Here is a 22,000-nt window from a genome sequence, read left to right on the forward strand (position 1 = left end):
CCTTGCGGGGGCGGTGGGGGCCCCCGCCGGGGCGGGCGCGGGTTTCCCCGGGGCCCCCCGCCGGGGGCCGGGGGGGGGCGGGGGGGGGGCGGGGGGGCCCCCACCGCCGTTTCGGGAGTGGGGCCGGCCCACGTCGGCCCACCGCCGTTCCAAGAGCCGGCCACAGGCGTTTCGGGAACCGTCCACAGGCGGTTGTCCGTCGGTGTCCAGGGTTTTCCACAGGGGTGGCCGAGTGGGCCGGCCGTTGGCACAGTGGAGGCCATGCGGGGGTGGTGGCGGGACCTCACGGATCTGGTGCTGCCGGCCGAGTGCGGAGGCTGCGGGAGGCCTCGCGTGGTGCTCTGTCCCGAGTGCCGTGCCGCCCTGACAGGGGCCGCTCCGTGCCGGGTGCGACCGGTGCCCGAACCGGCGGGGCTGTCCGTGGTGCACGCGGCGGCTCCCTACGGGGACGAGGTGCGGGCCATGCTCCTCGCCCACAAGGAACGGGGTGCGCTGGCACTGGCGGCACCCCTGGGCGTGGCCCTCGCGGGGGCTGTGCGGGCAGGCCTGGAGCCTGCGGGACGTCCTGGTCCGGCGGGGCGGCCCATGGCTTCGCAGGGGCGTCAGAGGTTCGGGAAGGGGGACGTGCGGGGAGAGCGGGACGGCGCGGACACCGTTGGAACGGCGGTCCGGGCGGCCGGGGCGGGGCACGGGCCCGTGCTGCTCGTGCCCGTGCCGTCGGCGCGGCGGGCGGTTCGGGCGCGGGGGCACGATCCGGTCCGGCGGATCGCGCTCGCGGCGGCGGGGGAGCTGCGGCGTACCGGAACGCCGGCCCGGGTGCTCGTTGTGCTGCGGCAGCGGCGTGCCGTGGCCGACCAGTCGGGGCTGAACTCCCGCCAGCGGGCCGTGAATCTGGCCGGCGCCCTGGAGGTCGTCGCCGGTGGCGGACCGATGCTGGCCGAAGGAGGGCGGGTGGTGCTGGTGGACGACCTGATGACCACCGGGGCGTCGTTGGCGGAGGCGGCGCGGGCGGTGCGGACGGCGCAGTCGGGTGCGCGGGCGCTGCGATGGACGGGTGAGAGGACGGGACGGGGGGAGGTGTACGGGCGAATCCCGGGTAGGGAGCAGGCCGGAGGAACGAATGGTGCAACGGTCCGCTCGGCCGTGATCGCGGCACCGCCGGACGCCTTCGAAATAAACCGGAACTGACCGACAACTTGCATCGTTGCAGGTAATAAGAGGGTCAATTCACCTGAACGGAGGTACGTATCAGTAGAGGGTGACGACATCCGTCCGGGCGAGATATGTTCGGTTGTGAGGCAATGGCGCAGGCCGTACCTCGCGCGTCCGAGTGCCGAAGCGTCACTTTCCGGCAATCACCCGCATCGGTGGGGTGGAGATCTTGTCCTTGGGGGAGGAGGAGGTGAAAGTCACCGAGTCCGAGGTTCCGGGGCTCACCGGAGCCTGGTGCAAAAGGGAGATGCTCCGCCAGTGGAGCGGGGCTATCCGGGAACGGAGTTCTGCGTGGACATCGTCGTCAAGGGCCGCAAGACCGAGGTGCCCGAGCGGTTCCGCAAGCACGTGGCCGAGAAGCTGAAGCTGGAGAAGATCCAGAAGCTCGATGGCAAGGTGATCAGCCTCGACGTCGAGGTGTCCAAGGAGCCCAACCCCCGACAGGCCGACCGCAGTGACCGGGTGGAGATCACGCTCCACTCCCGCGGACCGGTGATCCGGGCGGAGGCGGCGGCAAGCGACGCGTATGCAGCACTCGACCTGGCCGCGGACAAGCTCGAGGCCCGGCTGCGCAAGCAGCACGACAAGCGCTACACCCGCCGTGGCAACGGAAGGATCTCGGCGGCCGAGGTCGCCGACGTCGTCCCGGGGGCCGCGACCCTGAACGGCAGCGGTGACGTCGTCCACGACGAGGAGCCGGACGCCGTACCCACCAAGAAGATCGGCTCGCTCGAGATCATGGGCGAAGGCCCCTGCGTCGTCCGCGAGAAGACCCATGTGGCCGCACCGATGACACTCGACCAGGCGCTCTACGAAATGGAGCTGGTCGGGCACGACTTCTACCTCTTCGTCGACTCCGAGACCAAGGAGCCCAGCGTCGTGTACCGGCGCCATGCGTACGACTACGGGGTCATCCACCTCAGCACGGACCCGATGGTCACCCAGGGCGGGGCGGACGCGCCGGGCGGCGCGCTCGGCGGCTGACCGTCCCCGGTGACGGATGAGCCGGTGCCCCTGGAGCGCGAGTGCGCCCCCAGGGGCACCGGTGTGCGACCACTTCACGCCCCGCTCCGTCACCCCGCCGCCGTCCGGACATGGAATCATGGCCGCACCGGCCCAACCGGTGGGTCGTTGCCTTGGGTTGGCGATGCCGCGGAAACACAGGCCACGGCCTTCAGGGGGAGGAACGATGGCGGACAGCTTCGGACCGATGCGTGCGCGCGACACCGACGGCGGAGTCGCCGCCTCCGGCCCGGACGGGGGCTCGTCACGCGAGGAGCCCATCAGGGTCCTTGTCGTGGACGACCACGCTCTCTTCCGCCGCGGTCTGGAGATCGTCCTCGCCGCCGAGGAGGACATCCAGGTCGTCGGTGAGGCGGGGGACGGCGCGGAGGCGGTCGACAAGGCCGCCGACCTGCTGCCCGACATCGTGCTGATGGACGTACGGATGCCCAAGCGCGGCGGTATCGAGGCGTGCACCTCCATCAAGGAGGTGGCCCCCAGCGCGAAGATCATCATGCTGACGATCAGCGACGAGGAGGCCGACCTCTACGACGCGATCAAGGCGGGGGCGACCGGGTACCTCCTCAAGGAGATCTCCACGGACGAGGTGGCCACGGCCATCCGCGCGGTCGCCGACGGGCAGTCGCAGATCAGTCCGTCGATGGCGTCGAAACTCCTCACCGAGTTCAAGTCGATGATCCAGCGCACGGACGAGCGCCGGCTGGTGCCCGCGCCGCGGCTCACCGACCGCGAGCTGGAGGTCCTCAAGCTGGTGGCCACGGGGATGAACAACCGTGACATCGCCAAGGAACTGTTCATCTCCGAGAACACCGTGAAGAACCACGTGCGCAACATCCTGGAGAAGCTGCAACTGCACTCCAGGATGGAGGCCGTGGTGTACGCGATGCGCGAGAAGATCCTCGAGATCCGCTGAGGGCCGTCCCCGGGGCGCCGCCGGGTGCCCGCCCGACGACTTGCCGGGTGACGCCAGGCGGCTTCGCCGGGTGCCGTCCGACGGCTTGGCCGGGTTCTGTCCGACGGCTGCGTCAAACGCGGTCCGACCACTGCGCCGGACGTCATCCGACGCACTCCGCCGGGTGTCACCCCAGGATGCGTACGAGCTCCGCGGCCAGCGGTTCGCGTAGCTCCGGGGCGTCCACCCGCTCGACCCGGACATCCGTGCAGTCCACCCAGCCCGCGGCCTCCGCCAGGGCCTGCGCCACCGCCGGGACCGCCTTCGCGTCGTCCAGGGTGACCTGTCTGGCGACCAGCGTGCGGCCCTCGCGCGCCGGGTCGACCCGGCCGACGAGCCGGCCACCGGCCAGGACCGGCATCGCGAAATAGCCGTGCACCCGCTTCGGCTTCGGCGTGTACGCCTCCAGACGATGCGTGAAATCGAAGATTCGCTCCGTGCGCGCCCGCTCCCAGATCAGCGAGTCGAACGGTGACAGCAGCGTCGTGCGGTGACGGCCGCGCGGGACCGTCTCCAGTGCCGCCGGGTCCGCCCACGCGTCTCCGGCCGGCCGTGGCCCCGGACTCCCCGCGCCGCCCTTCCCGGCCACAGCCCTGCCCCAGCCCTCCACCGTCACGGGGACCAGACCCGAGTCCCCGATCACCGCGTCGACCTGGTCCAGCTTGAGGCGGTGGTAGTCGGCGATGTCCGCGCGCGTGCCGACACCGAGGGACTGTCCGGCCAGGCGGACGAGGCGGCGCAGGCACTCCCTGTCGTCCAGCTCGTCGTGCAGCAGCGACTTGGGGATGGCACGCTCGGCGAGGTCGTAGACCCGCTTCCAGCCGCGCCGCTCCACGCACACCACCTCGCCGTACATCAGTGCGCGTTCGACGGCCACCTTCGTGCCCGACCAGTCCCACCACTCGCTGGTCTTCTTCGCCCCGCCCAAGTCCGTGGCCGTCAGGGGGCCTTCGGCACGCAACTGCTTGAGGACCTGGTCGTAGGCGCCGTCGGGCAGGTCGTGGTTCCAGTGCGGGCGGGCGCGGTAGGCGCGGCGGCGGAACGCGAAGTGGGGCCACTCCTCCACGGGCAGGATGCAGGCCGCGTGGGACCAGTACTCGAAGGCGTGCGGTGCCGGGGGAGTGTCGGAGGGCGGTGCCGACGTCCAGTACGCCTGCTCGACGGTCTTGCGGCCGACGGCGCCGAGCCGGGCGTACGGGATCAGTTCGTGGGAGCGGGCGAGGACGGAGATCGTGTCGAGCTGGACCGCGCCGAGATGCCGCAGGACTCCGCGGACGCCCGCCCTGCGGTCCGGGGCGCCCAGGAGACCCTGCGCCCGCAGAGCGATGCGGCGGGCTTCGTCCGCGGAGAGTTCGGTGGTGGGACGCGGGAGACTCGTCATGCCCACACGTTAGGCGCTGCCACTGACAACGGGGGCGTCCCCGGACGGACCGCGGCGGCGCGGGCGCGCGACCCGCGCCCGGGACCCGCGCACGGGAGCCGGCGCGAGGTCCGTTCCGGGACCCGCCACGGCGTTCACCTGGCCGGCAGGTACGGCGCCGTCGACGGCAGGCCCAGGTCCGAGGGGAGCAGCGAGCCCACCCAACAGTCCCTGCGCACACCCTTGTTGTTGACGGCGGAGCGGAGGGTCCCCTCGATGACGAAGCCGGCGCGCTCGGCGACCGCGCGGGATCCGGTGTTGCCGACCTCGGCGCGCCATTCGACGCGGTCGACGGACAGGTCGGTGAAGGCCCAGCGGGAGGCGGCGACGGTGGCCTCGGCGATGTAGCCGTTGCCGCGGTGCTCCTTCGTCGCCCAGTAACCCACCTCGCCGACGCCGAGGGAGCGCATGGTGATGGAGAGCATGCCCACCAGCTCCCCGGAGGGGAGGAAGACACCGAAGGCGAAGGCCGATCCGTCCACCCAGCCCTCGGGCACGATCTGGTCCGTGAAGCCTGACGCGTGCTCACGCAGATAGGGCGACGGGATCGTCGTCCAGCGCTGGATGTCGGGATCCTGGGCGGCCTCGAAGACGGCGTCGGTGTCGTCCACGCCCACGGCGCGCAGGACGAGACGATCGGTGGTCAGCGTGACGGGGTCCATCGGCCGATTCTGCTCGGGCAATCGGAAGGACGCCATTCCTTTGCCCTGGGTGACCGGTTCGCTACTTTTCGCTGAGCGAACGCGGCACCTTAGGCGACCCCTGTCCGTTGTCCTGGTGGCTGTCACCGGCAGACCTCCCGGCGCGGTGTGGTCCTCGCTTACGATGGCCGTTGCTCAAGCTGTGATTTGAAACTGTCATTGAAACCGACCGTCCCAGGCCCGACCGGCAAGGAGACAAACCCCCGTGTCCGTCCTCTCGAAGATCATGCGTGCAGGCGAAGGCAAGATCCTGCGCAAACTGCACCGCATCGCGGACCAGGTCAACTCCATCGAAGAGGACTTCGTCGACCTCTCCGACGCCGAGCTGAGGGCCCTCACCGATGAGTACAAGCAGCGGTACACCGACGGCGAGAGCCTCGACGACCTGCTGCCCGAGGCCTTCGCGACCGTCCGCGAGGCTGCCAAGCGTGCCCTTGGCCAGCGTCACTACGACGTGCAGATGATGGGTGGCGCCGCGCTCCACCTCGGCTATGTGGCGGAGATGAAGACCGGTGAGGGCAAGACGCTCGTCGGCACCCTGCCCGCTTATCTGAACGCCCTCTCCGGCAAGGGCGTCCACCTCATCACGGTCAACGACTACCTGGCCGAGCGCGACTCCGAAATGATGGGCCGCGTCCACAAGTTCCTCGGGCTCGAGGTCGGCTGCATCCTCGCCAACATGACTCCGGCCCAGCGCCGCGAGCAGTACGCGTGCGACATCACGTACGGCACGAACAACGAGTTCGGCTTCGACTACCTGCGCGACAACATGGCGTGGTCCCAGGACGAGCTCGTCCAGCGCGGCCACAACTTCGCGATCGTCGACGAGGTCGACTCGATCCTCGTCGACGAGGCCCGTACGCCGCTGATCATCTCCGGCCCGGCCGACCAGGCCACCAAGTGGTACGGCGACTTCGCCAAGCTGGTCACCCGCCTGAAGAAGGGCGAGCCCGGCAACCCCCTGAAGGGCATCGAGGAGACCGGCGACTACGAGGTCGACGAGAAGAAGCGCACCGTCGCCATCCACGAGCCCGGCGTCGCCAAGGTCGAGGACTGGCTTGGCATCGACAACCTCTACGAGTCGGTGAACACCCCGCTCGTCGGTTATCTGAACAACGCCATCAAGGCCAAGGAACTGTTCAAGAAGGACAAGGACTACGTCGTCATGGACGGCGAAGTCATGATCGTTGACGAGCACACCGGCCGTATCCTCGCCGGCCGCCGCTACAACGAGGGCATGCACCAGGCGATCGAGGCGAAGGAAGGGGTGGACATCAAGGACGAGAACCAGACGCTCGCCACGATCACCCTCCAGAACTTCTTCCGCCTCTACAAGCGTCACGACCACAGCGGCAAGGAAATGCCCGGTCTCTCCGGCATGACCGGTACGGCGATGACCGAGGCCGCCGAGTTCCACCAGATCTACAAGCTCGGCGTCGTCCCGATCCCGACCAACAGGCCGATGGTCCGCAAGGACCAGTCCGACCTGATCTACCGCACCGAGGTCGCCAAGTTCGAGGCGGTCGTCGACGACATCGCCGAGAAGCACGAGAAGGGCCAGCCGATCCTGGTCGGCACCACCTCGGTCGAGAAGTCCGAGTACCTCTCGCAGCAGCTCTCCAAGCGCGGCATCCAGCACGAGGTGCTGAACGCCAAGCAGCACGACCGGGAGGCGACGATCGTCGCCCAGGCCGGCCGCAGGGGTGCCGTCACGGTCGCCACGAACATGGCCGGCCGTGGTACGGACATCAAGCTCGGCGGCAACCCCGACGACCTCGCCGAGGCGGAGCTGCGCCAGCGCGGCCTCGACCCCGAGGAGCACATCGAGGAGTGGGCGCACGCCCTGCCCGCCGCCCTGGAGCGTGCCGAGAAGGCCGTGAAGGCGGAGTTCGAGGAGGTCAAGGACCTCGGCGGGCTCTACGTCCTCGGCACGGAGCGCCACGAGTCCCGGCGTATCGACAACCAGCTGCGCGGTCGTTCCGGCCGACAGGGCGACCCGGGCGAGTCCCGCTTCTACCTCTCCCTGGGTGACGACCTGATGCGCCTGTTCAAGGCGCAGATGGTCGAGCGCGTCATGTCGATGGCGAACGTCCCGGACGACGTGCCGATCGAGAACAAGATGGTCACGCGCGCGATCGCGTCCGCCCAGTCGCAGGTCGAGCAGCAGAACTTCGAGACCCGTAAGAACGTCCTGAAGTACGACGAGGTGCTCAACCGGCAGCGCGAGGTCATCTACGGCGAGCGCCGTCGCGTCCTGGAGGGCGAGGACCTCCAGGAGCAGATCCAGCACTTCATGGACGACACCATCGACGCCTACATCGGCGCCGAGACCGCCGAGGGCTTCGCCGAGGAGTGGGACCTCGACCGGCTGTGGGGCGCGTTCAAGCAGCTCTACCCGGTGAAGGTCACCGTCGACGAGATGGAGGAGGAGGCCGGCGACCGCGCCGGTCTGACCGCCGAGTTCATCTCCGAGTCCATCAAGGACGACATCCACGACCAGTACGCGGCCCGCGAGGAGCAGCTCGGCTCCGAGATCATGCGTGAGCTGGAGCGCCGGGTCGTGCTGTCGGTCCTGGACCGCAAGTGGCGTGAGCACCTCTACGAGATGGACTATCTCCAGGAGGGCATCGGCCTGCGTGCGATGGCCCAGAAGGACCCGCTGGTCGAGTACCAGCGCGAGGGCTTCGACATGTTCAGCGCCATGATGGACGGCATCAAGGAGGAGTCCGTCGGCTACCTGTTCAACCTGGAGGTCCAGGTCGAGCAGCAGGTCGAGGAGGTCCTGGTCGAGGACTCCGCGCCGTCCCTGGCCAAGCAGGAAGCCGTTCCCGCGGGCGCCGGCCGCCCCGAGATCCGCGCCAAGGGCCTCGACGCCCCGCAGCGTCCGGACCGGCTGCACTTCTCCGCGCCGACCGTGGACGGCGAGGGCGGCATCGTCGAGGGCGACTTCGCCAACGACGAGCCGGTGCGGTCCGAAGCGGACGGCCTCACGCGCGCGGAGCGCCGCAAGGCGCAGAAGGGTGGCGTGCGCCGCCGCAAGAAGTGAGTGAGGGCGGCGGGTGACCGCCGCCGCGCGCGACCGATGACACGGCAGGGGCCGGACACCAGGTGTCCGGCCCCTGCCGTGTCTCGGGCCCGGATGCCGGCGCCCCGGCGCCCCACTGTCCCGGCGCCCCGCTGTCCCGGTGCCTCGGTGTTCCGGTGTTCCGGTGCCTCGGTGTTCCGGCGTCGCGGTGCCCCGGTGCCCCGGTGCCCCGGTGTTCCGGCGTCCCGGTGTTCCGGCGTCGCGGTGTCCCGGTGCCGCAGTGTTCCGGCGCCCCGGTGTCCCGGTGCCCCGGCGTCCCAGCGCCCCAGCGCCCCAGCGCCCCAGCGCCCCAGTGTTCCGGCGCCCCAGTGTCCCGATGTCCCGGTGGCGTTCAGTCGGTCGCGCGGGGTGTGCGGGGGCCGCCGAGTTCGATCGCGGTGCAGCGCCAGCGGAGGTCCGGGCCCTGCTCCAGCCGGAAGGCCATGGCGCGGAGCTGGTCGCCGGCGCCGATGCGGGCGAAGGCCTCGACGGCGCCGGGGCGTGCGACGTAGTAGCCGATGTCCCGGACGACGGGGCGGGTGCCGCGGGTGCGCAGGGGGCCGCGTTCGGCGAGCCGGACCAGTTCGTCGTAGGCCCGGCCCGCGGTGTGGCGCAGCATGCAGTGGACGGGGCGGGCGCCGCTCAGCACGGCCAGCAGACGCTCGGCGAAGACATCGGTGGGGCGGGGCCGTGGCGCGGGCCCTGTGGGTGCTTCGGAGGCCGTCGTGGCGAGCAGCCGGGCCTCGCCGGGCGACGGGGTGCCCGCGGAGGGGGCGGGGGGCGGACTCGTGTCCTGCGGCGGGCTGCCTCCCGGCCGCCGGGCGGGGGTGCCCGTGCCCGGGGTGCGCGGTGGGGCGCCGCCGGGACGGCGGGAGTCCTGACGGCCGGGCGGGCGGGTGCCCGGGTGGCGCCTGATCCTGGTCATCACCTTGTTCATGCGTCGTCCCCGCTCGTCGTCCGGACCGGCATACCGATCGGTAACTTTCGTGTCGGGGATCTTGTACGAGCCGGGAAGGGGCCCGCGCAAGGACGGCGGGCGAACGCCGAGCCCGCGGGAGAGTTCACCTATCAGGGGGACGGGGAGGGGTGGAACCCTTGGCGGGCAAGGGGATTACCGGGTGAATCGCGGGCGTGGAGTGGACGCCGCGGAGGGTGCGGCCAGGACCTCGAAAGGGGACGCCCGCACGTATCCTGAAGGCCCTCCCCGAGGCGTGGGAGCGCCCTCCCCGGAGTGCACCGCGTGACCCTCGGAGCCCCGACCACGAAAGCGGCCAGCCATGCGCGTCTACGTCCCCCTGACCCTCTCCGGTCTCGCCGAGGCGTACAAGTCGGGAGAGCTGGAGACGGGACCGTTCGTCGCGTACGCCGTCACGCCCGCCCTGCGCGAGTGGTATCTCTCCGACGACATCGAGGAACTGGAGTACGCGGCGCTGAGCCGTGCCGCGCTGGCCTCGCTGCGGCTCCTGGCGGCCGATCCGGAGGCCGTGCGGCGCCGGGTCGTCGTCGCGGTCGACGTTCCGGACCGGGCCGCGGCCGCCGACCCCGACCGGGGTCTCGATCCCGCGGCGCTCGGCGAGCTGCGGGTCTCCCAGGACGTGACCCTGGCCAAGGCGGCCGCCGTGCACGTCGACGCGGCCGACGCCGAGGCGGACGTGAGGGCGGCCGCGGCGGCGCTGGGCGCGGCCGACGCCGGGGACGACGACGCCCAGTTCGTCGTCGACGGGGCCGAGGACCACGAGCTGCTGTGGTTCGCCACGCAGGAGATCCCCGGCCTGGTCGGACTCGGGGAGTAGCCGCCCGGATTCCCCCCACGATGAGAGGTTGTCGGTGGCGGCGGGTACTTTTCTCGGTATGGGGAAGCAAGGAAACGCGCACATTGTCTGGGACTGGAACGGCACGCTGTTCCACGACAATGACGCGATCATCGGGGCGACGAACGCGGCCTTCGCCGAGCTGGGTCTTGAGCCGATCACCCTGGAGCGGTACCGGGCGATGTACTGCGTGCCCGTGCCGAAGTTCTACGAGCGGCTGATGGGCCGGCTGCCCACGGACATCGAGTGGCAGATCATGGACGACACCTTCCACCGGTACTACGCCGAGCACCGCAGGGCGTGCGGGCTGACCGCCGGAGTGCCCGCGCTGCTCGCCGGGTGGGAGGCGGCCGGCCGCAGCCAGTCCCTCCTGAGCATGTACGGGCACGAGGACCTGGTCCCGCTGGTGCGGGGCTTCGGGATCGAGCCGCACTTCGTCCGGGTCGACGGAAGGACCGGACCCTCGGGCGGCAGCAAGGCCGAGCACATGGTGCGCCACCTGGGCGCCCTCGTGGGTGTCGAACCGGCCGGCGTGGTGGTGATCGGCGACGCGGTGGACGACGCGACGGCCGCACGGCACGTCGGCGCCGGGGCCGTGCTCTACACCGGGGGCTCCCACAGCCGCACCAGCCTGGAGGCGGCCGGCGTTCCCGTGGTGGACAGCCTGGAGGAGGCGGTCGAGGAGGCCGGCAGGCTGGCGGCCTGAGGCTCCTGCCCGCCTCCCGGACAGGCGGCTCGCGGGAAAGCCGGGACCGTCAGTTCACCGGGGCCTTCGAGCGCAGCACCTTGAGGAACTCACGCATCCAGGCGGAGTGATCCGGCCAGGCGCGGGCGGAGACCAGGTTGCCGTCGACGACGGCCTCCGCGTCCTGGAAGGTCGCACCCGCCGCCTGCATGTCGAGTTCCAGCGCGGGATAGGCCGTGACGCGGCGCCCGCTCAGGCTGTCCACGGACGCGGTCAGCAGCGGGCCGTGACAGATCTGGGCCACCGGCTTGTCCGCGTCGAAGAACGACTTCAGGATCTTGCGGAGTTCGAGGTCGTTGCGGAGGTACTCCGGGGCGCGCCCTCCGGGAATGACCAGGGCGACGTACGCCCCGGGGTCGACCTCGGCGAACGCGAGGTCCGCCGGCCAGGTGTAGCCGGGCTTCTCGGTGTACGTGTCGAAGCCGGGCTCGAAGTCGTGGATCACGAACCGCAGCTTCTTGCGGGTGGGGGCCGCGATGTGCACCTCGTACCCCTCCTCACGCAGCCGCTGATAGGGGTAGAGGACTTCCAGCGACTCCGCCGCGTCGCCGGTGACAATGAGGATCTTCGCCATGGTGCTGCGCTCCCGTCGGCCGTCCTGCGCGTCGCGTTCGCCGTCCCGGTCAACCTGCCTCCGGGGGAGGCGCTTGCCAAGGGGCAGAACACGGTCCGTAGGACGACGGTAGCCCGCAGTCGGCCCGCACTGCATGCCGTCGCCCTCTCCGCCCCTGTGCATAGTGTCAAAGTTGCCCCCCTGCTTTTGTACACATACGGCTCATGACGACTCCCCGGTCGGGGGCGATAGCCTGGTGGCGTGATCAGCGCGATATCTCGCGGGGGCATCGTCGCCCCTGCCCCGCGCCCGGAGCGCACGGACGACATCCGTGACCGGGCGGCAATCGCTGATCTCCACGGGCGGGACGGGACCATGGCGACGGCCGTAGGCGCGAGCGGAAACGCGATGAGCGCCGACGGCGACGCGGCTTGTACGTCGACGGCAACGCACCGCGTAGGTCGACGGAACCCGGGGAACGGACGTCACCGAGAGCGGCGTCACACACTCCGGGGCGGTCCAGAATGACCGATACCCCCCCGCCCGTCTCCCCTTGCGGCATAGCGTCGAACCAGACCGGACACCCCGCGTCGCGGCGTTGCGTCGGAAGCGACGAGACCGTATTTCCTTCAACGTCACGCAACGGCGCGCGACAGGAGCCAGAGGACAATGCAGACCAAGCTGGACGAAGCCAAGGCCGAGCTGCTCGAACGGGCCGCCCGGGTAGCTGAGAACAGCCCGGTCGGGGGGCACCTACCGACTGGGACGACGGGCGAGGGCACCCCCGACCGGGACACCGTGCTCGCGTTCCTCCAGCGCTACTACCTGCACACGGCCCCGGAGGACCTCACCGACCGCGACCCGGTCGATGTCTTCGGAGCGGCCTTCTCCCACTACAGACTGGCCGAGGCGCGGCCGCAGGGCACGGCCAACGTCCGTGTGCACACGCCCACCGTCGAGGAGAACGGCTGGACCTGCAGCCACTCCGTCGTCGAGGTGGTCATGGACGATATGCCCTTCCTCGTCGACTCGGTGACCAACGAGCTGTCCCGCCAGGGACGCGGCATCCACGTCGTCATCCACCCGCAGTTCGTCGTACGGCGCGACCTCACCGGCAAGCTCATCGAGGTGCTGCCCACGCGGCCCTCCGCCGAGGACCTCCCGCACGACGCGCACGTCGAGTCCTGGATCCACGTCGAGATCGACCGCGAGACCGACCGCGCCGACCTGAAGCAGATCACCGCCGATCTGCTGCGCGTCCTGTCTGACGTCCGTGAGGCCGTCGAGGACTGGGAGAAGATGCGCGACGCGGCGCTGCGGATCGCCGAGGAGCTCCCCAAGGAGCCCACCGCCGACGATCTGCGCGACCAGGAGGTCGAGGAGGCCCGCGAGCTGCTGCGCTGGCTCTCCGGCGACCACTTCACCTTCCTCGGGTACCGCGAGTACCAGCTCCGCGAGGACGACTCGCTGGCCGCCGTCCCCGGCACCGGGCTCGGCATCCTGCGCTCCGACCCGCAGCACGGCGAGGACAGCCACCCGGTCAGCCCGTCCTTCGAGCGGCTGCCCGCCGACGCCCGGGCCAAAGCCCGCGAGCACAAGCTGCTGGTCCTGACCAAGGCGAACAGCCGCGCCACCGTGCACCGGCCGTCGTACCTGGACTACGTCGGGGTCAAGAAGTTCGACGAGAACGGCGAGGTCGTCGGGGAGCGCCGCTTCCTGGGCCTGTTCTCCTCCGCCGCGTACACCGAGTCCGTGCGCCGGGTGCCGGTCGTCCGCCGCAAGGTCGACGAGGTGCTGCGCGGCGCCGGGTTCTCGCCCAACAGCCACGACGGACGCGACCTGCTCCAGATCCTGGAGACCTACCCGCGCGACGAGCTGTTCCAGACCCCCGCCGACGAGCTCCGGGCGATCGTCACGTCCGTCCTGTACCTCCAGGAACGCCGCCGGCTGCGGCTCTACCTGCGCCAGGACGAGTACGGGCGCTACTACTCGGCCCTCGTCTACCTCCCGCGCGACCGCTACACCACCGGTGTGCGCCTGCGGATCATCGACATCCTCAAGGAAGAGCTCAACGGCACCAGCGTCGACTTCACGGCCTGGAACACCGAGTCGATCCTGTCCCGGCTGCACTTCGTGGTCCGGGTCGAGCCCGGCACCGAGCTGCCGCAGCTCTCCGACTCCGACAAGGAGCGCATCGAGGCGCGCCTCGTCGAGGCCGCCCGCTCCTGGGCCGACGGCTTCGCGGAGGCGCTGACCGCCGAGTGCGGTGAGGAGCGCGCTGCCGAACTGCTGCGCCGCTACGGCAACGCCTTCCCCGAGGGCTACAAGGCCGACCACTCCCCGCGCTCCGCCGTCGCCGACCTGGTCCACCTCCAGGCACTCGGGCAGGAGGCGAGCAAGGACTTCGCGCTCAGCCTGTACGAGCCGGTGGGCGCGGTACCCGGCGAGCGCCGCTTCAAGATCTACCGCACCGGCGAGCAGGTGTCGCTCTCGGCGGTCCTGCCGGCCCTGAACCGCATGGGCGTCGAGGTCACCGACGAGCGCCCGTACGAACTGCGCTGCTCGGACCGTACGACGGCGTGGATCTACGACTTCGGGCTGCGCCTGCCCAAGTCCCTCAACGGCAACGGCGACCACCTCGGCGACGACGGCCGCGAGCGGTTCCAGGAGGCCTTCGCCGCCACCTGGACCGGACAGGCCGAGATCGACGGCTTCAACGCCCTCGTGCTGAGCGCCGGGCTCACCTGGCGGCAGTCGATGGTGCTGCGCGCCTACGCGAAGTACCTGCGCCAGGCCGGTTCCACCTTCAGCCAGGACTACATGGAGGACACCCTCCGCAACAACGTCCACACCACCCGGCTGCTCGTCTCGCTGTTCGAGGCGCGGATGTCGCCGGAGCGCCAGCGCGCCGGTCTCGAGCTGACCGACGCCCTGCTGGAGGAGCTGGACGCGGCCCTCGACCAGGTGGCCTCGCTGGACGAGGACCGGATCCTGCGGTCCTTCCTCCACCTGATCAAGGCGACCCTGCGCACGAACTTCTTCCAGCAGGCGGTCGGCGGCACGCCGCACGAGTACGTCTCCATGAAGTTCGACCCGACGGCCATCCCGGACCTGCCGGCGCCCCGCCCGGCGTTCGAGATCTGGGTGTACTCGCCGCGCGTCGAGGGTGTGCACCTGCGCTTCGGCAAGGTCGCGCGCGGTGGTCTGCGCTGGTCCGACCGGCGCGAGGACTTCCGTACGGAGATCCTCGGCCTGGTCAAGGCGCAGATGGTGAAGAACACCGTCATCGTGCCGGTGGGCGCCAAGGGCGGCTTCGTCGCCAAGCAGCTTCCCGACCCGTCCGTGGACCGTGACGCGTGGCTGGCCGAGGGCATCCGCAGCTACCGGACCTTCATCTCCGCGCTGCTCGACATCACCGACAACATGGTGGCCGGCGAGATCGTCCCGCCCGCCGACGTCGTGCGGCACGACGAGGACGACACCTACCTCGTGGTCGCCGCCGACAAGGGCACGGCGACGTTCTCGGACATCGCCAACGAGGTCGCGGAGAGCTACGACTTCTGGCTCGGCGACGCGTTCGCCTCCGGCGGCTCCGCCGGGTACGACCACAAGAAGATGGGCATCACCGCCCGCGGTGCCTGGGAGTCCGTGAAGCGGCACTTCCGGGAGCTCGGCGTCAACACCCAGACGCAGGACTTCACCGTGGTCGGCGTCGGCGACATGTCCGGCGACGTGTTCGGCAACGGCATGCTGCTCTCCGAGCACATCCGCCTGGTCGCCGCGTTCGACCACCGGCACATCTTCATCGACCCGACCCCGGACGCGGAGACCTCCTACGCCGAGCGCCGCCGCCTCTTCGAGCTGCCGCGCTCCTCGTGGGCCGACTACGACACCGAGCTGATCTCGGCCGGTGGCGGTGTCTTCCCGCGCAGCGCCAAGGCCATCCCGGTCAACGCGCACATCCGCGAGGCCCTCGGCATCGAGTCGAACGTCGCGAAGATGACGCCGGCCGACCTGATGCGGGCGATCCTCCAGGCGCCCGTCGACCTGCTGTGGAACGGCGGTATCGGCACGTACGTGAAGTCGTCCGCCGAGTCGAACGCCGAGGTCGGCGACAAGGCCAACGACGCGATCCGCGTCGACGGCGCCGACCTGCGCGTCAAGGTCGTGGGCGAGGGCGGCAACCTGGGTCTGACCCAGCTCGGCCGGATCGAGTTCGCCCAGCACGGCGGCAAGATCAACACGGACGCCATCGACAACAGCGCGGGCGTGGACACCTCCGACCACGAGGTGAACATCAAGATCCTGCTCAACGCGGTGGTGGCCAACGGCGATCTGACCGTCAAGCAGCGCAACAAGCTGCTCGCCGAGATGACCGACGAGGTCGGCGCCCTGGTGCTGCGCAACAACTACGCGCAGAACACGGCGATCGCCAACGCGCTGGCCCAGTCCCCGAGCATGCTCCACGCCCAGCAGCGGTTCCTGCGCCATCTGGTCCGTGAGGGGCACCTCGACCGGGCCCTGGAGTTCCTGCCCACGGAGCGGCAGATCCGCGAGCGGCTCAACGCCGGCCAGGGCCTGACCGGTCCCGAGACGGCGGTCCTGCTCGCGTACACGAAGATCACGGTCTCCGTCGACCTGCTCGCCACCTCGCTGCCCGACGACCCGTACCTGCAGAACCTGCTGCTCGCCTACTTCCCGTCGGCGCTGCGCGACCGGTTCCGTGAGCAGATCGAGGGGCACGCGCTGAGCCGGGAGATCGTGACGACCGTCCTGGTCAACGACACGGTCAACACGGGCGGTACGAGCTTCCTGCACCGCCTGCGCGAGGAGACGGGTGCCTCGCTGGAGGAGATCGTCCGGGCGCAGACCGCGGCCCGCGCGATCTTCAACTCCAGCGCGGTGTGGGACGCGGTGGAGGCGCTCGACAATGTCGTCGCCGCCGACGTGCAGACCCGGATCCGGCTGCACTCGCGCCGTCTCGTCGAGCGCGGCACCCGCTGGCTGCTCAACAACCGGCCGCAGCCGCTCCAGCTCGCCGAGACGATCAGCTTCTTCACCGACGGTGTCGAGCAGGTGTGGTCGGAGCTGCCCAAGCTGGTCCGCGGCGCGGACCTGGAGTGGTACCAGCAGATCTACGACGAGCTGTCGGACGCCGGTGTGCCGGACGAACTCGCCACCCGTGTGGCCGGGTTCTCCTCCGCCTTCCCGGCGCTGGACATCGTCTCGGTGGCCGACCGCACGGGCCAGGACCCGATGGCCGTCGCCGAGGTCTACTACGACCTCGCCGACCGTCTCGGGATCACCCAGCTCATGGACCGCATCATCGAGCTGCCGCGTGCCGACCGCTGGCAGTCCATGGCCCGCGCGTCGATCCGCGAGGACCTGTACGCGGCCCACGCGGCCCTGACCGCCGACGTCCTGGCGGTGGGCAACGGGGCCTCCACTCCCGAGCAGCGCTTCGAGGCCTGGGAGGAGAAGAACGCGGCGATCCTCGGGCGGGCCCGCACCACCCTGGACGAGATCCAGGGCTCGGACTCGTTCGACCTCGCCAACCTGTCGGTGGCGATGCGGACGATGCGGACCCTGCTGCGCTCGCATTCCTGATCTGTACGCGAACGGGGGCGCCCCGAGCCGGTGACGGCTCGGGGCGCCCCCGTTTCGTGTGCGAGAGGCGCGCCCCGGTCTCCTTGCCTGTCTCAGGTGCTCTCCGACCACATTCCGGCCTCGCGCGACGAAATTCCGGCTCGCGATTTACCTATACCTGGTAAATAGGACATTTAGCTTAGGGTGGGCTCGACCGACGGACAGACCTGTGGAGGATCCGGACCCGTGACAGTGCACCTCTCCGAGCGCCCCGCGCCCGTCGCGACCCTGCCCGTGGTCCGCCCCCGTCCTGTCCCGAGCGTCCCGAGGGTCCGCCGGCTCGCCCTGGAGGTGGCCCGGTTCTCCGTCGTCGGCGGCAGTGGGGTCGTCGTCAACATCCTCTTCTTCAACCTGGCGTTGCACGGCCTGACGTGGGCCCCGATGGTCGCCACGGTGGCCGCGAGCTGTGTCGCCATGGGGACGAACTACCTCGGCTTCCGCTACTTCGCCTACCGGGACCGGGCCTCGCGCACGCGGCGCCAGATCGCTCTCTTCTTCGCGTTCAGCGGGCTCGGCGTCGCCATGGAGAGCGTCCTGTTCTACGCCGGCTACCACGGCCTGGGGATGAGCGGACCGCTCGGCTCCAACATCGCCAAGGCGCTGTCGATCGTCCTGGCCTCGGCGTTCCGCTTCGTGGTGTACCGGACGTGGGTGTTCCAACACGCGAGGAATGGCCGATAACGCCCCAAAAGGGGCCGCGGTGTCTACGATTAATAGGATGAATGTGGATCAACCTCGCTCGTCCGCCACGCAGGGGGCAGAACCCGCCGAGCACGGGACAGTGTCCGCCGGGCACGGGACAAGGTCTGCCGAGCACGGGGCAAGGTCCGCCGCCTCCCCGGCCGGGGCCACCGGGTCCGGGCCGGGCAAGCCCGCCGTCTCCGTGGTCGTCATCGTCTACAACGACGCCGCCCGGCTGCCCACGGCCGTGCGCTCCGTCCTGGACCAGACGCTGCACGACGTCGAGGTGATCGTCGTCGACGACCGGAGCGCCGACGGCTCGTACGAGGTGGCGCGGGGACTGGCCGCGGCGCACCCCGACCGGGTCCGCGCCTGCCGGCTGGCCGAGAACAGCGGCGGCTGCGGCGCCCCCCGCAACCGCGGCATCGCCGAGGCCCGCGGCACCTACGTGGTCTTCCTCGACAGCGACGACGTCCTGGAGCGCAACGCCTGCCGCAACATGCTGGAGGCCGCCGAGGCCACCGGCGCCGACCTGGTCTCCGGGCTGTGCGTGCGCGTGCACGTCGACGCGCGCACCCGCAAGGAGGTCAAGTGGTACCCCTGGCTGTACGGGCGCACCCGGACCCTGGAGTCGATCTCCGAACTGCCCGACCTGCTGGTCTTCGACACCCTGTCGACCAACAAGTGCTACCGCAGGCGGTTCCTGCTCGACGAGGGGCTGCGCTTCCCGGTCGGCATCCACTACGAGGACCTGCTCTTCTCCGCCCAGGCCTACGCCACCGCCCGCCGCATCACCCTCATCCCCAACCGGGTGTACGACTGGCGGGTCTCCGACCAGGCGGCGGCGAAGTCCATCAGCAACCGGCGCGACGAGATCGCCAACTTCACGCACCGCATGGAGATCCACCGTAGGGTCGACCAACTCCTCGCGGACAAGGGGCTCCTGGAGCTGAAGTTCGCCAAGGACGTCAAGTTCCTCAAGCACGACCTCGTGCTGCACCTGCGCGAACTGCCCTTCCGTGACGCCGCCTTCCGTGAGGAGTTCGCCGCGATCGCCCGGCGGTACCTGGAGTCGATCGACCGCGCCGCCTTCGACGAGGCCGAACCCGTCCAGGCCATCTGTGCCTACCTCCTCCAGGTGAGCGACTGGGACAACCTGCTGCCCGCCGTGGACACCCTCACCAACCGCGACAAGATCTCCTCGCCGCTCGTCGAGCGCGACGGCCGCGTGTACTGGTGTGCCGAGCATCTCGACGACCCCTTCGGGCGGCACGTCCTGGACGTCACCGACCTCGGCCACCACATCAAGCCGGTCGACCGGATGTTCCTGCGCAACGCGCTGACCTCGTACGAGAGCGCCGGCGCGACCGTCCGGCTCGCCGGGCGCGTCACCAACCCGCTCGGTGTGATCCCGCCCGGCGCCCGGCTCGCCGGCGAGCTGGAGTTCTACGCCCGCCGCCCCGGAGTGCGCTTCCAGACCTTCCGCTTCCCCGTGAGGAACGTGTGGCACGCGGGCGAGACCGTCGCCTGGGAGGGCACGGCGAACCTGATGGCCGTACGGCCGCTGGGCATCGTGGACGCCGTGTGGGACGTACGGCTCCACCTCGACGTCGACGGCGTGCGCACCAGCACGCGGCTCACCGCGGCCGAACCCGGTCTGGCCACCGGGCGGGTACCCGTCCGGCCCCGGCTCACCCGGCTGGTCGCCGACCGCATGGAACCGGTCGTCTCCTCGCGCGGGCATCTGTCCTTCCGGCTGGTCCCCGACAAGAAGGCCAACGTTCTCGTGCGGCGCGGGGTGCACGGCCGGGCCGGAACGCTCGCCAAGACCGGCTACCGCAAGGCCCGTTCCCTGCGCAAGGAACTCACCTCCGGCCCGACCAAGATCCGTCTCTACCACGAGGTGTTCAGCCGGCTGCCCGTCCGTACGGGGCTCGTCGTCTTCGAGAGCCACCTGGGCCGCCAGTACAGCGACAGCCCCCGGGCGATCTACGAGGAGATGCGCCGCCAGGGGCTGGAGTTCGAGCCGGTCTGGGCGCACAGCGGCAGCCCGGCCGGCTTCCCGGACGACGCCACCCTCGTACGCCGCTGGTCGCTGCCGTATCTCAGGGCCCTCGCGCAGGCCGAGTTCTGGGTCGACAACCAGAGCTACCCGCTGAAGCTGACCAAGCGGCCGGACACGACGTACATCCAGACCTGGCACGGCTCCGCGCTCAAACGGATGGGCTTCGACGAGGCCGACTGGAAGCTCAAGTCCCGTGAGGCGCAGGCCGAACAGCAGAAGACACTGGACCGTTTCGACCGGTTCCTCATCCGCTCCGAGCACGATGTGCGCACCCTCGCGCGGGCGTTCCGGCTCCAGGAGCGGACCCTGCTGCGGGTCGGTTACCCGCGCAACGACGCGCTCGTGCGGGCCAGACAGCGGGAGGCGACCGGCGGTGGGCGCGAACGCGGGTCCCTGGCGGCGGAGTTGGGCATCCCCGAGGACCGGCAGATCCTCCTGTACGCCCCGACCTTCCGCCGCCGCGGCAGCGGACAGCGGCGGTTCGAGCTGCCCTTCGACGTCGAGCGCTTCGCCGAGACCTTCGGCGACCGCTACGTCCTCCTGGTCCGCTCCCACTACCTGAACCACGTCGTGCTCCCGCCGTCCGTGCGCGGCCGGGTCATCGACGTCACCGCCCACCACGACGTGACCCCGCTGCTCGCCCTCGCCGACGGGCTGATCACCGACTACTCGTCCGTGATGTTCGACTACGCCCTCCTCGACCGCCCGATGTTCTTCTTCGCGTACGACTACGACGCCTATGTGCACGAGGACCGCGGAACCTACTTCGACCTGCTGGAGCGGGCGCCGGGACCCGTGGTGCGGACCGAGGACGAACTGCACACGGTGCTCGGCTCGCTGGAGGAACAGAGCGTCAAGTACGCGCCCCGGCGCGAGCAGTTCCTCGCCGACTTCGGCGAGTACGACAAGGGGACGGCGGCCCGCAGCGTCGTCGACCAGTTCTTCGGGCACTGGAGGCGTGGATGACCGGCCCTGCGCAGCGGGACATCTTCTTCGTCTCCAACAGCGTCGACGAACTGGGAGGCGTGACGACCTGGTCGCACCAGATGGCCCGGCTCTTCACCGAGCGCGGTCACCGCGTGCACGTCGTGGGCGTCGCCGAGCCCGCCGTTCCCCAGGAGCTGGGCGAACTCCCGTACCCCACCACGACGTTGTACGACATCCACCCGCCCCGGGTCGGACCGGCGCGCGGCCTCAGGGGGCGGCTCGACGTCGCCGGGCACAGACTGCGGGCCGAGCGGGCGGCGGGCATGCGGGAGAAGGCCGCCGAACTGACCGCGCTGTTCCGGGCCGCGCGCCCCGGTGCGGTCGTGATCGTCACCCAGGTGTGGGCCATGGAATGGGTGGGGCTCGCCGACACCGGCGGTCTGACCGTCATCGGGATGAGCCACGAGTCCTACGAGTACAGCCGGACGACCTCGCGGTTCCGGCGGGTCCTGAAGCACTACAAGGACGTCGACCGGATGCTGGCGCTCACCCGTGAGGACGCCGACCTGTGGATCGGGCAGGGCATGAACAACGCCTCTTTCATGCCGAACCCCCTGCCGTTCATGCCCGAGGTGCCCTCGCCGCGCACCGGGAACGCCGTCGTCAGCGTGGGCCGGCTGCACGACCAGAAGGGCATCGACATGCTCCTCGACGCCTGGGCCGAGGTCGCCCCGCTCCACCCCGACTGGCGGCTGCGGGTCTACGGCTCAGGCGAGGACGAGGAGATCCTGAGGAAGCAGTGCACCGCGCTCGGGCTCGACGACTCGGTCGACTGGATGGGACGGACGAATGATGTCCCGGGCGCGCTGCGCGGCGGCTCGGTCTTCGTGCTCTCCTCGCGCGGCGAGGGCTTCCCGCTCGCCCTCATGGAAGCGATGGCCGCCGGTCTGCCGTGCGCCGCCTTCGACTGCGCGCCCGGCGTCCACGAGATCGTCCGGGACGGCGAGGACGGCCTGCTGGCCACCCTCGGCAACACCGGTGAACTGGCCCGCCGGCTCGACACGCTGATGTCCGACAAGGCGCTGCGGGACTCCATGGGCGAGGCGGCGCGCGCGAACGTCCGGCGCTTCACGACGGACGAGGTCGTCCGCAGGTGGGAGGAACTGTTCGCGTTCCTCGAACGCTGAGCGGGCCGGGGCG

General features: G+C 70.4%; 14 protein-coding genes. 10 read left to right on the forward strand and 4 right to left on the reverse strand.

What is annotated here, in order from left to right; translation table 11 throughout:
* The first annotated feature begins 261 nt into the window (after positions 1-261).
* The 3 genes from ACF07B_RS00005 (at position 262) to ACF07B_RS00015 (ending at position 3,148) form a co-directional block, all read left to right on the forward strand.
* The gene (locus tag ACF07B_RS00005; RefSeq protein WP_392177190.1) at positions 262-1,188 is read left to right on the forward strand and encodes a ComF family protein; all 927 of its coding nucleotides are present in this window, start codon (positions 262-264) and stop codon (positions 1,186-1,188) included.
* A gap of 315 nt (positions 1,189-1,503) precedes the next feature.
* Positions 1,504-2,196, forward strand: coding sequence for a ribosome hibernation-promoting factor, HPF/YfiA family (hpf, locus tag ACF07B_RS00010; protein WP_382790406.1), 693 nt, complete (start codon positions 1,504-1,506; stop codon positions 2,194-2,196).
* Between the two features lie 205 nt (positions 2,197-2,401).
* Positions 2,402-3,148: a response regulator gene (locus ACF07B_RS00015; RefSeq protein ID WP_369485730.1), complete on the forward strand. Its 747-nt coding sequence runs from the start codon at positions 2,402-2,404 to the stop codon at positions 3,146-3,148.
* 166 nt (positions 3,149-3,314) lie between these two features.
* On the opposite strand, the gene ACF07B_RS00020 is transcribed toward ACF07B_RS00015, so the two are convergent.
* Both ACF07B_RS00020 and ACF07B_RS00025 read right to left on the reverse strand, forming a co-directional pair.
* On the reverse strand, positions 3,315-4,568 hold the full coding sequence (locus ACF07B_RS00020; RefSeq protein ID WP_392177191.1) for a winged helix-turn-helix domain-containing protein: 1,254 nt from the start codon (positions 4,566-4,568) through the stop codon (positions 3,315-3,317).
* 134 nt (positions 4,569-4,702) lie between these two features.
* Entirely contained in the window at positions 4,703-5,269 is a 567-nt protein-coding gene (locus tag ACF07B_RS00025; RefSeq protein WP_369485728.1) for a GNAT family N-acetyltransferase, read from the reverse strand.
* A gap of 244 nt (positions 5,270-5,513) precedes the next feature.
* Here ACF07B_RS00025 and secA point away from each other — a divergent pair, with 244 nt between their 5' ends.
* A complete protein-coding gene (gene secA / locus ACF07B_RS00030) occupies positions 5,514-8,354 on the forward strand; it encodes a preprotein translocase subunit SecA (protein ID WP_392177192.1) in 2,841 nt (946 codons plus the stop codon).
* Between the two features lie 370 nt (positions 8,355-8,724).
* Here secA and ACF07B_RS00035 read toward each other — a convergent pair whose 3' ends face one another.
* The gene (locus tag ACF07B_RS00035) at positions 8,725-9,309 is read right to left on the reverse strand and encodes an Rv3235 family protein (RefSeq protein WP_392177193.1); all 585 of its coding nucleotides are present in this window, start codon (positions 9,307-9,309) and stop codon (positions 8,725-8,727) included.
* Between the two features lie 340 nt (positions 9,310-9,649).
* On the opposite strand from ACF07B_RS00035, the gene ACF07B_RS00040 reads away from it, so the two are divergent.
* A complete protein-coding gene (locus ACF07B_RS00040) occupies positions 9,650-10,165 on the forward strand; it encodes a DUF6912 family protein (RefSeq protein WP_369481816.1) in 516 nt (171 codons plus the stop codon).
* A gap of 58 nt (positions 10,166-10,223) precedes the next feature.
* Entirely contained in the window at positions 10,224-10,889 is a 666-nt protein-coding gene (locus ACF07B_RS00045; protein ID WP_392177194.1) for an HAD family hydrolase, read from the forward strand.
* A gap of 49 nt (positions 10,890-10,938) precedes the next feature.
* On the opposite strand, the gene ACF07B_RS00050 is transcribed toward ACF07B_RS00045, so the two are convergent.
* Positions 10,939-11,502 (reverse strand): DJ-1/PfpI family protein, encoded by a 564-nt coding sequence (locus ACF07B_RS00050; protein WP_369481814.1) that lies wholly within the window; start codon positions 11,500-11,502, stop codon positions 10,939-10,941.
* Positions 11,503-12,150: 648 nt separating this feature from the next.
* Between ACF07B_RS00050 and ACF07B_RS00055 the strand changes: the two genes are divergently transcribed.
* The 4 genes from ACF07B_RS00055 (at position 12,151) to ACF07B_RS00070 (ending at position 21,987) form a co-directional block, all read left to right on the forward strand.
* Positions 12,151-17,088 carry an NAD-glutamate dehydrogenase gene (locus ACF07B_RS00055; protein ID WP_392177195.1) on the forward strand — a complete coding sequence of 1,646 codons (4,938 nt, stop codon included), beginning with the start codon at positions 12,151-12,153 and terminating at the stop codon, positions 17,086-17,088.
* A gap of 225 nt (positions 17,089-17,313) precedes the next feature.
* Positions 17,314-17,808, forward strand: coding sequence for a GtrA family protein (locus ACF07B_RS00060; RefSeq protein WP_392177196.1), 495 nt, complete (start codon positions 17,314-17,316; stop codon positions 17,806-17,808).
* 37 nt (positions 17,809-17,845) lie between these two features.
* Positions 17,846-20,839 (forward strand): CDP-glycerol glycerophosphotransferase family protein, encoded by a 2,994-nt coding sequence (locus ACF07B_RS00065; RefSeq protein ID WP_392177197.1) that lies wholly within the window; start codon positions 17,846-17,848, stop codon positions 20,837-20,839.
* A complete protein-coding gene (locus tag ACF07B_RS00070) occupies positions 20,836-21,987 on the forward strand; it encodes a glycosyltransferase (protein ID WP_369481810.1) in 1,152 nt (383 codons plus the stop codon). Before ACF07B_RS00065 ends, ACF07B_RS00070 begins: the two co-directional genes overlap by 4 nt.
* Positions 21,988-22,000 lie beyond the last annotated feature (13 nt).

The organism is Streptomyces sp. NPDC015532 (genome assembly GCF_043078065.1).
In the GTDB taxonomy this organism is placed as follows: Bacteria; Actinomycetota; Actinomycetes; order Streptomycetales; family Streptomycetaceae; genus Streptomyces.

What these genes read in the sequence shown, in the direction of transcription:
- ACF07B_RS00020 (WP_392177191.1), bottom strand. Translation starts at nt 4,568, where the DNA reads ATGACGAGTCTCCCGCGTCCCACCACCGAACTCTCCGCGGACGAAGCC.
- ACF07B_RS00015 (WP_369485730.1), top strand. Translation starts at nt 2,402, where the DNA reads ATGGCGGACAGCTTCGGACCGATGCGTGCGCGCGACACCGACGGCGGA.
- ACF07B_RS00045 (WP_392177194.1), top strand. Translation starts at nt 10,224, where the DNA reads ATGGGGAAGCAAGGAAACGCGCACATTGTCTGGGACTGGAACGGCACG.
- ACF07B_RS00025 (WP_369485728.1), bottom strand. Translation starts at nt 5,269, where the DNA reads ATGGACCCCGTCACGCTGACCACCGATCGTCTCGTCCTGCGCGCCGTG.
- ACF07B_RS00040 (WP_369481816.1), top strand. Translation starts at nt 9,650, where the DNA reads ATGCGCGTCTACGTCCCCCTGACCCTCTCCGGTCTCGCCGAGGCGTAC.
- ACF07B_RS00070 (WP_369481810.1), top strand. Translation starts at nt 20,836, where the DNA reads ATGACCGGCCCTGCGCAGCGGGACATCTTCTTCGTCTCCAACAGCGTC.
- ACF07B_RS00005 (WP_392177190.1), top strand. Translation starts at nt 262, where the DNA reads ATGCGGGGGTGGTGGCGGGACCTCACGGATCTGGTGCTGCCGGCCGAG.
- ACF07B_RS00050 (WP_369481814.1), bottom strand. Translation starts at nt 11,502, where the DNA reads ATGGCGAAGATCCTCATTGTCACCGGCGACGCGGCGGAGTCGCTGGAA.
- ACF07B_RS00065 (WP_392177197.1), top strand. Translation starts at nt 17,846, where the DNA reads ATGAATGTGGATCAACCTCGCTCGTCCGCCACGCAGGGGGCAGAACCC.
- ACF07B_RS00035 (WP_392177193.1), bottom strand. Translation starts at nt 9,309, where the DNA reads ATGAACAAGGTGATGACCAGGATCAGGCGCCACCCGGGCACCCGCCCG.
- ACF07B_RS00055 (WP_392177195.1), top strand. Translation starts at nt 12,151, where the DNA reads ATGCAGACCAAGCTGGACGAAGCCAAGGCCGAGCTGCTCGAACGGGCC.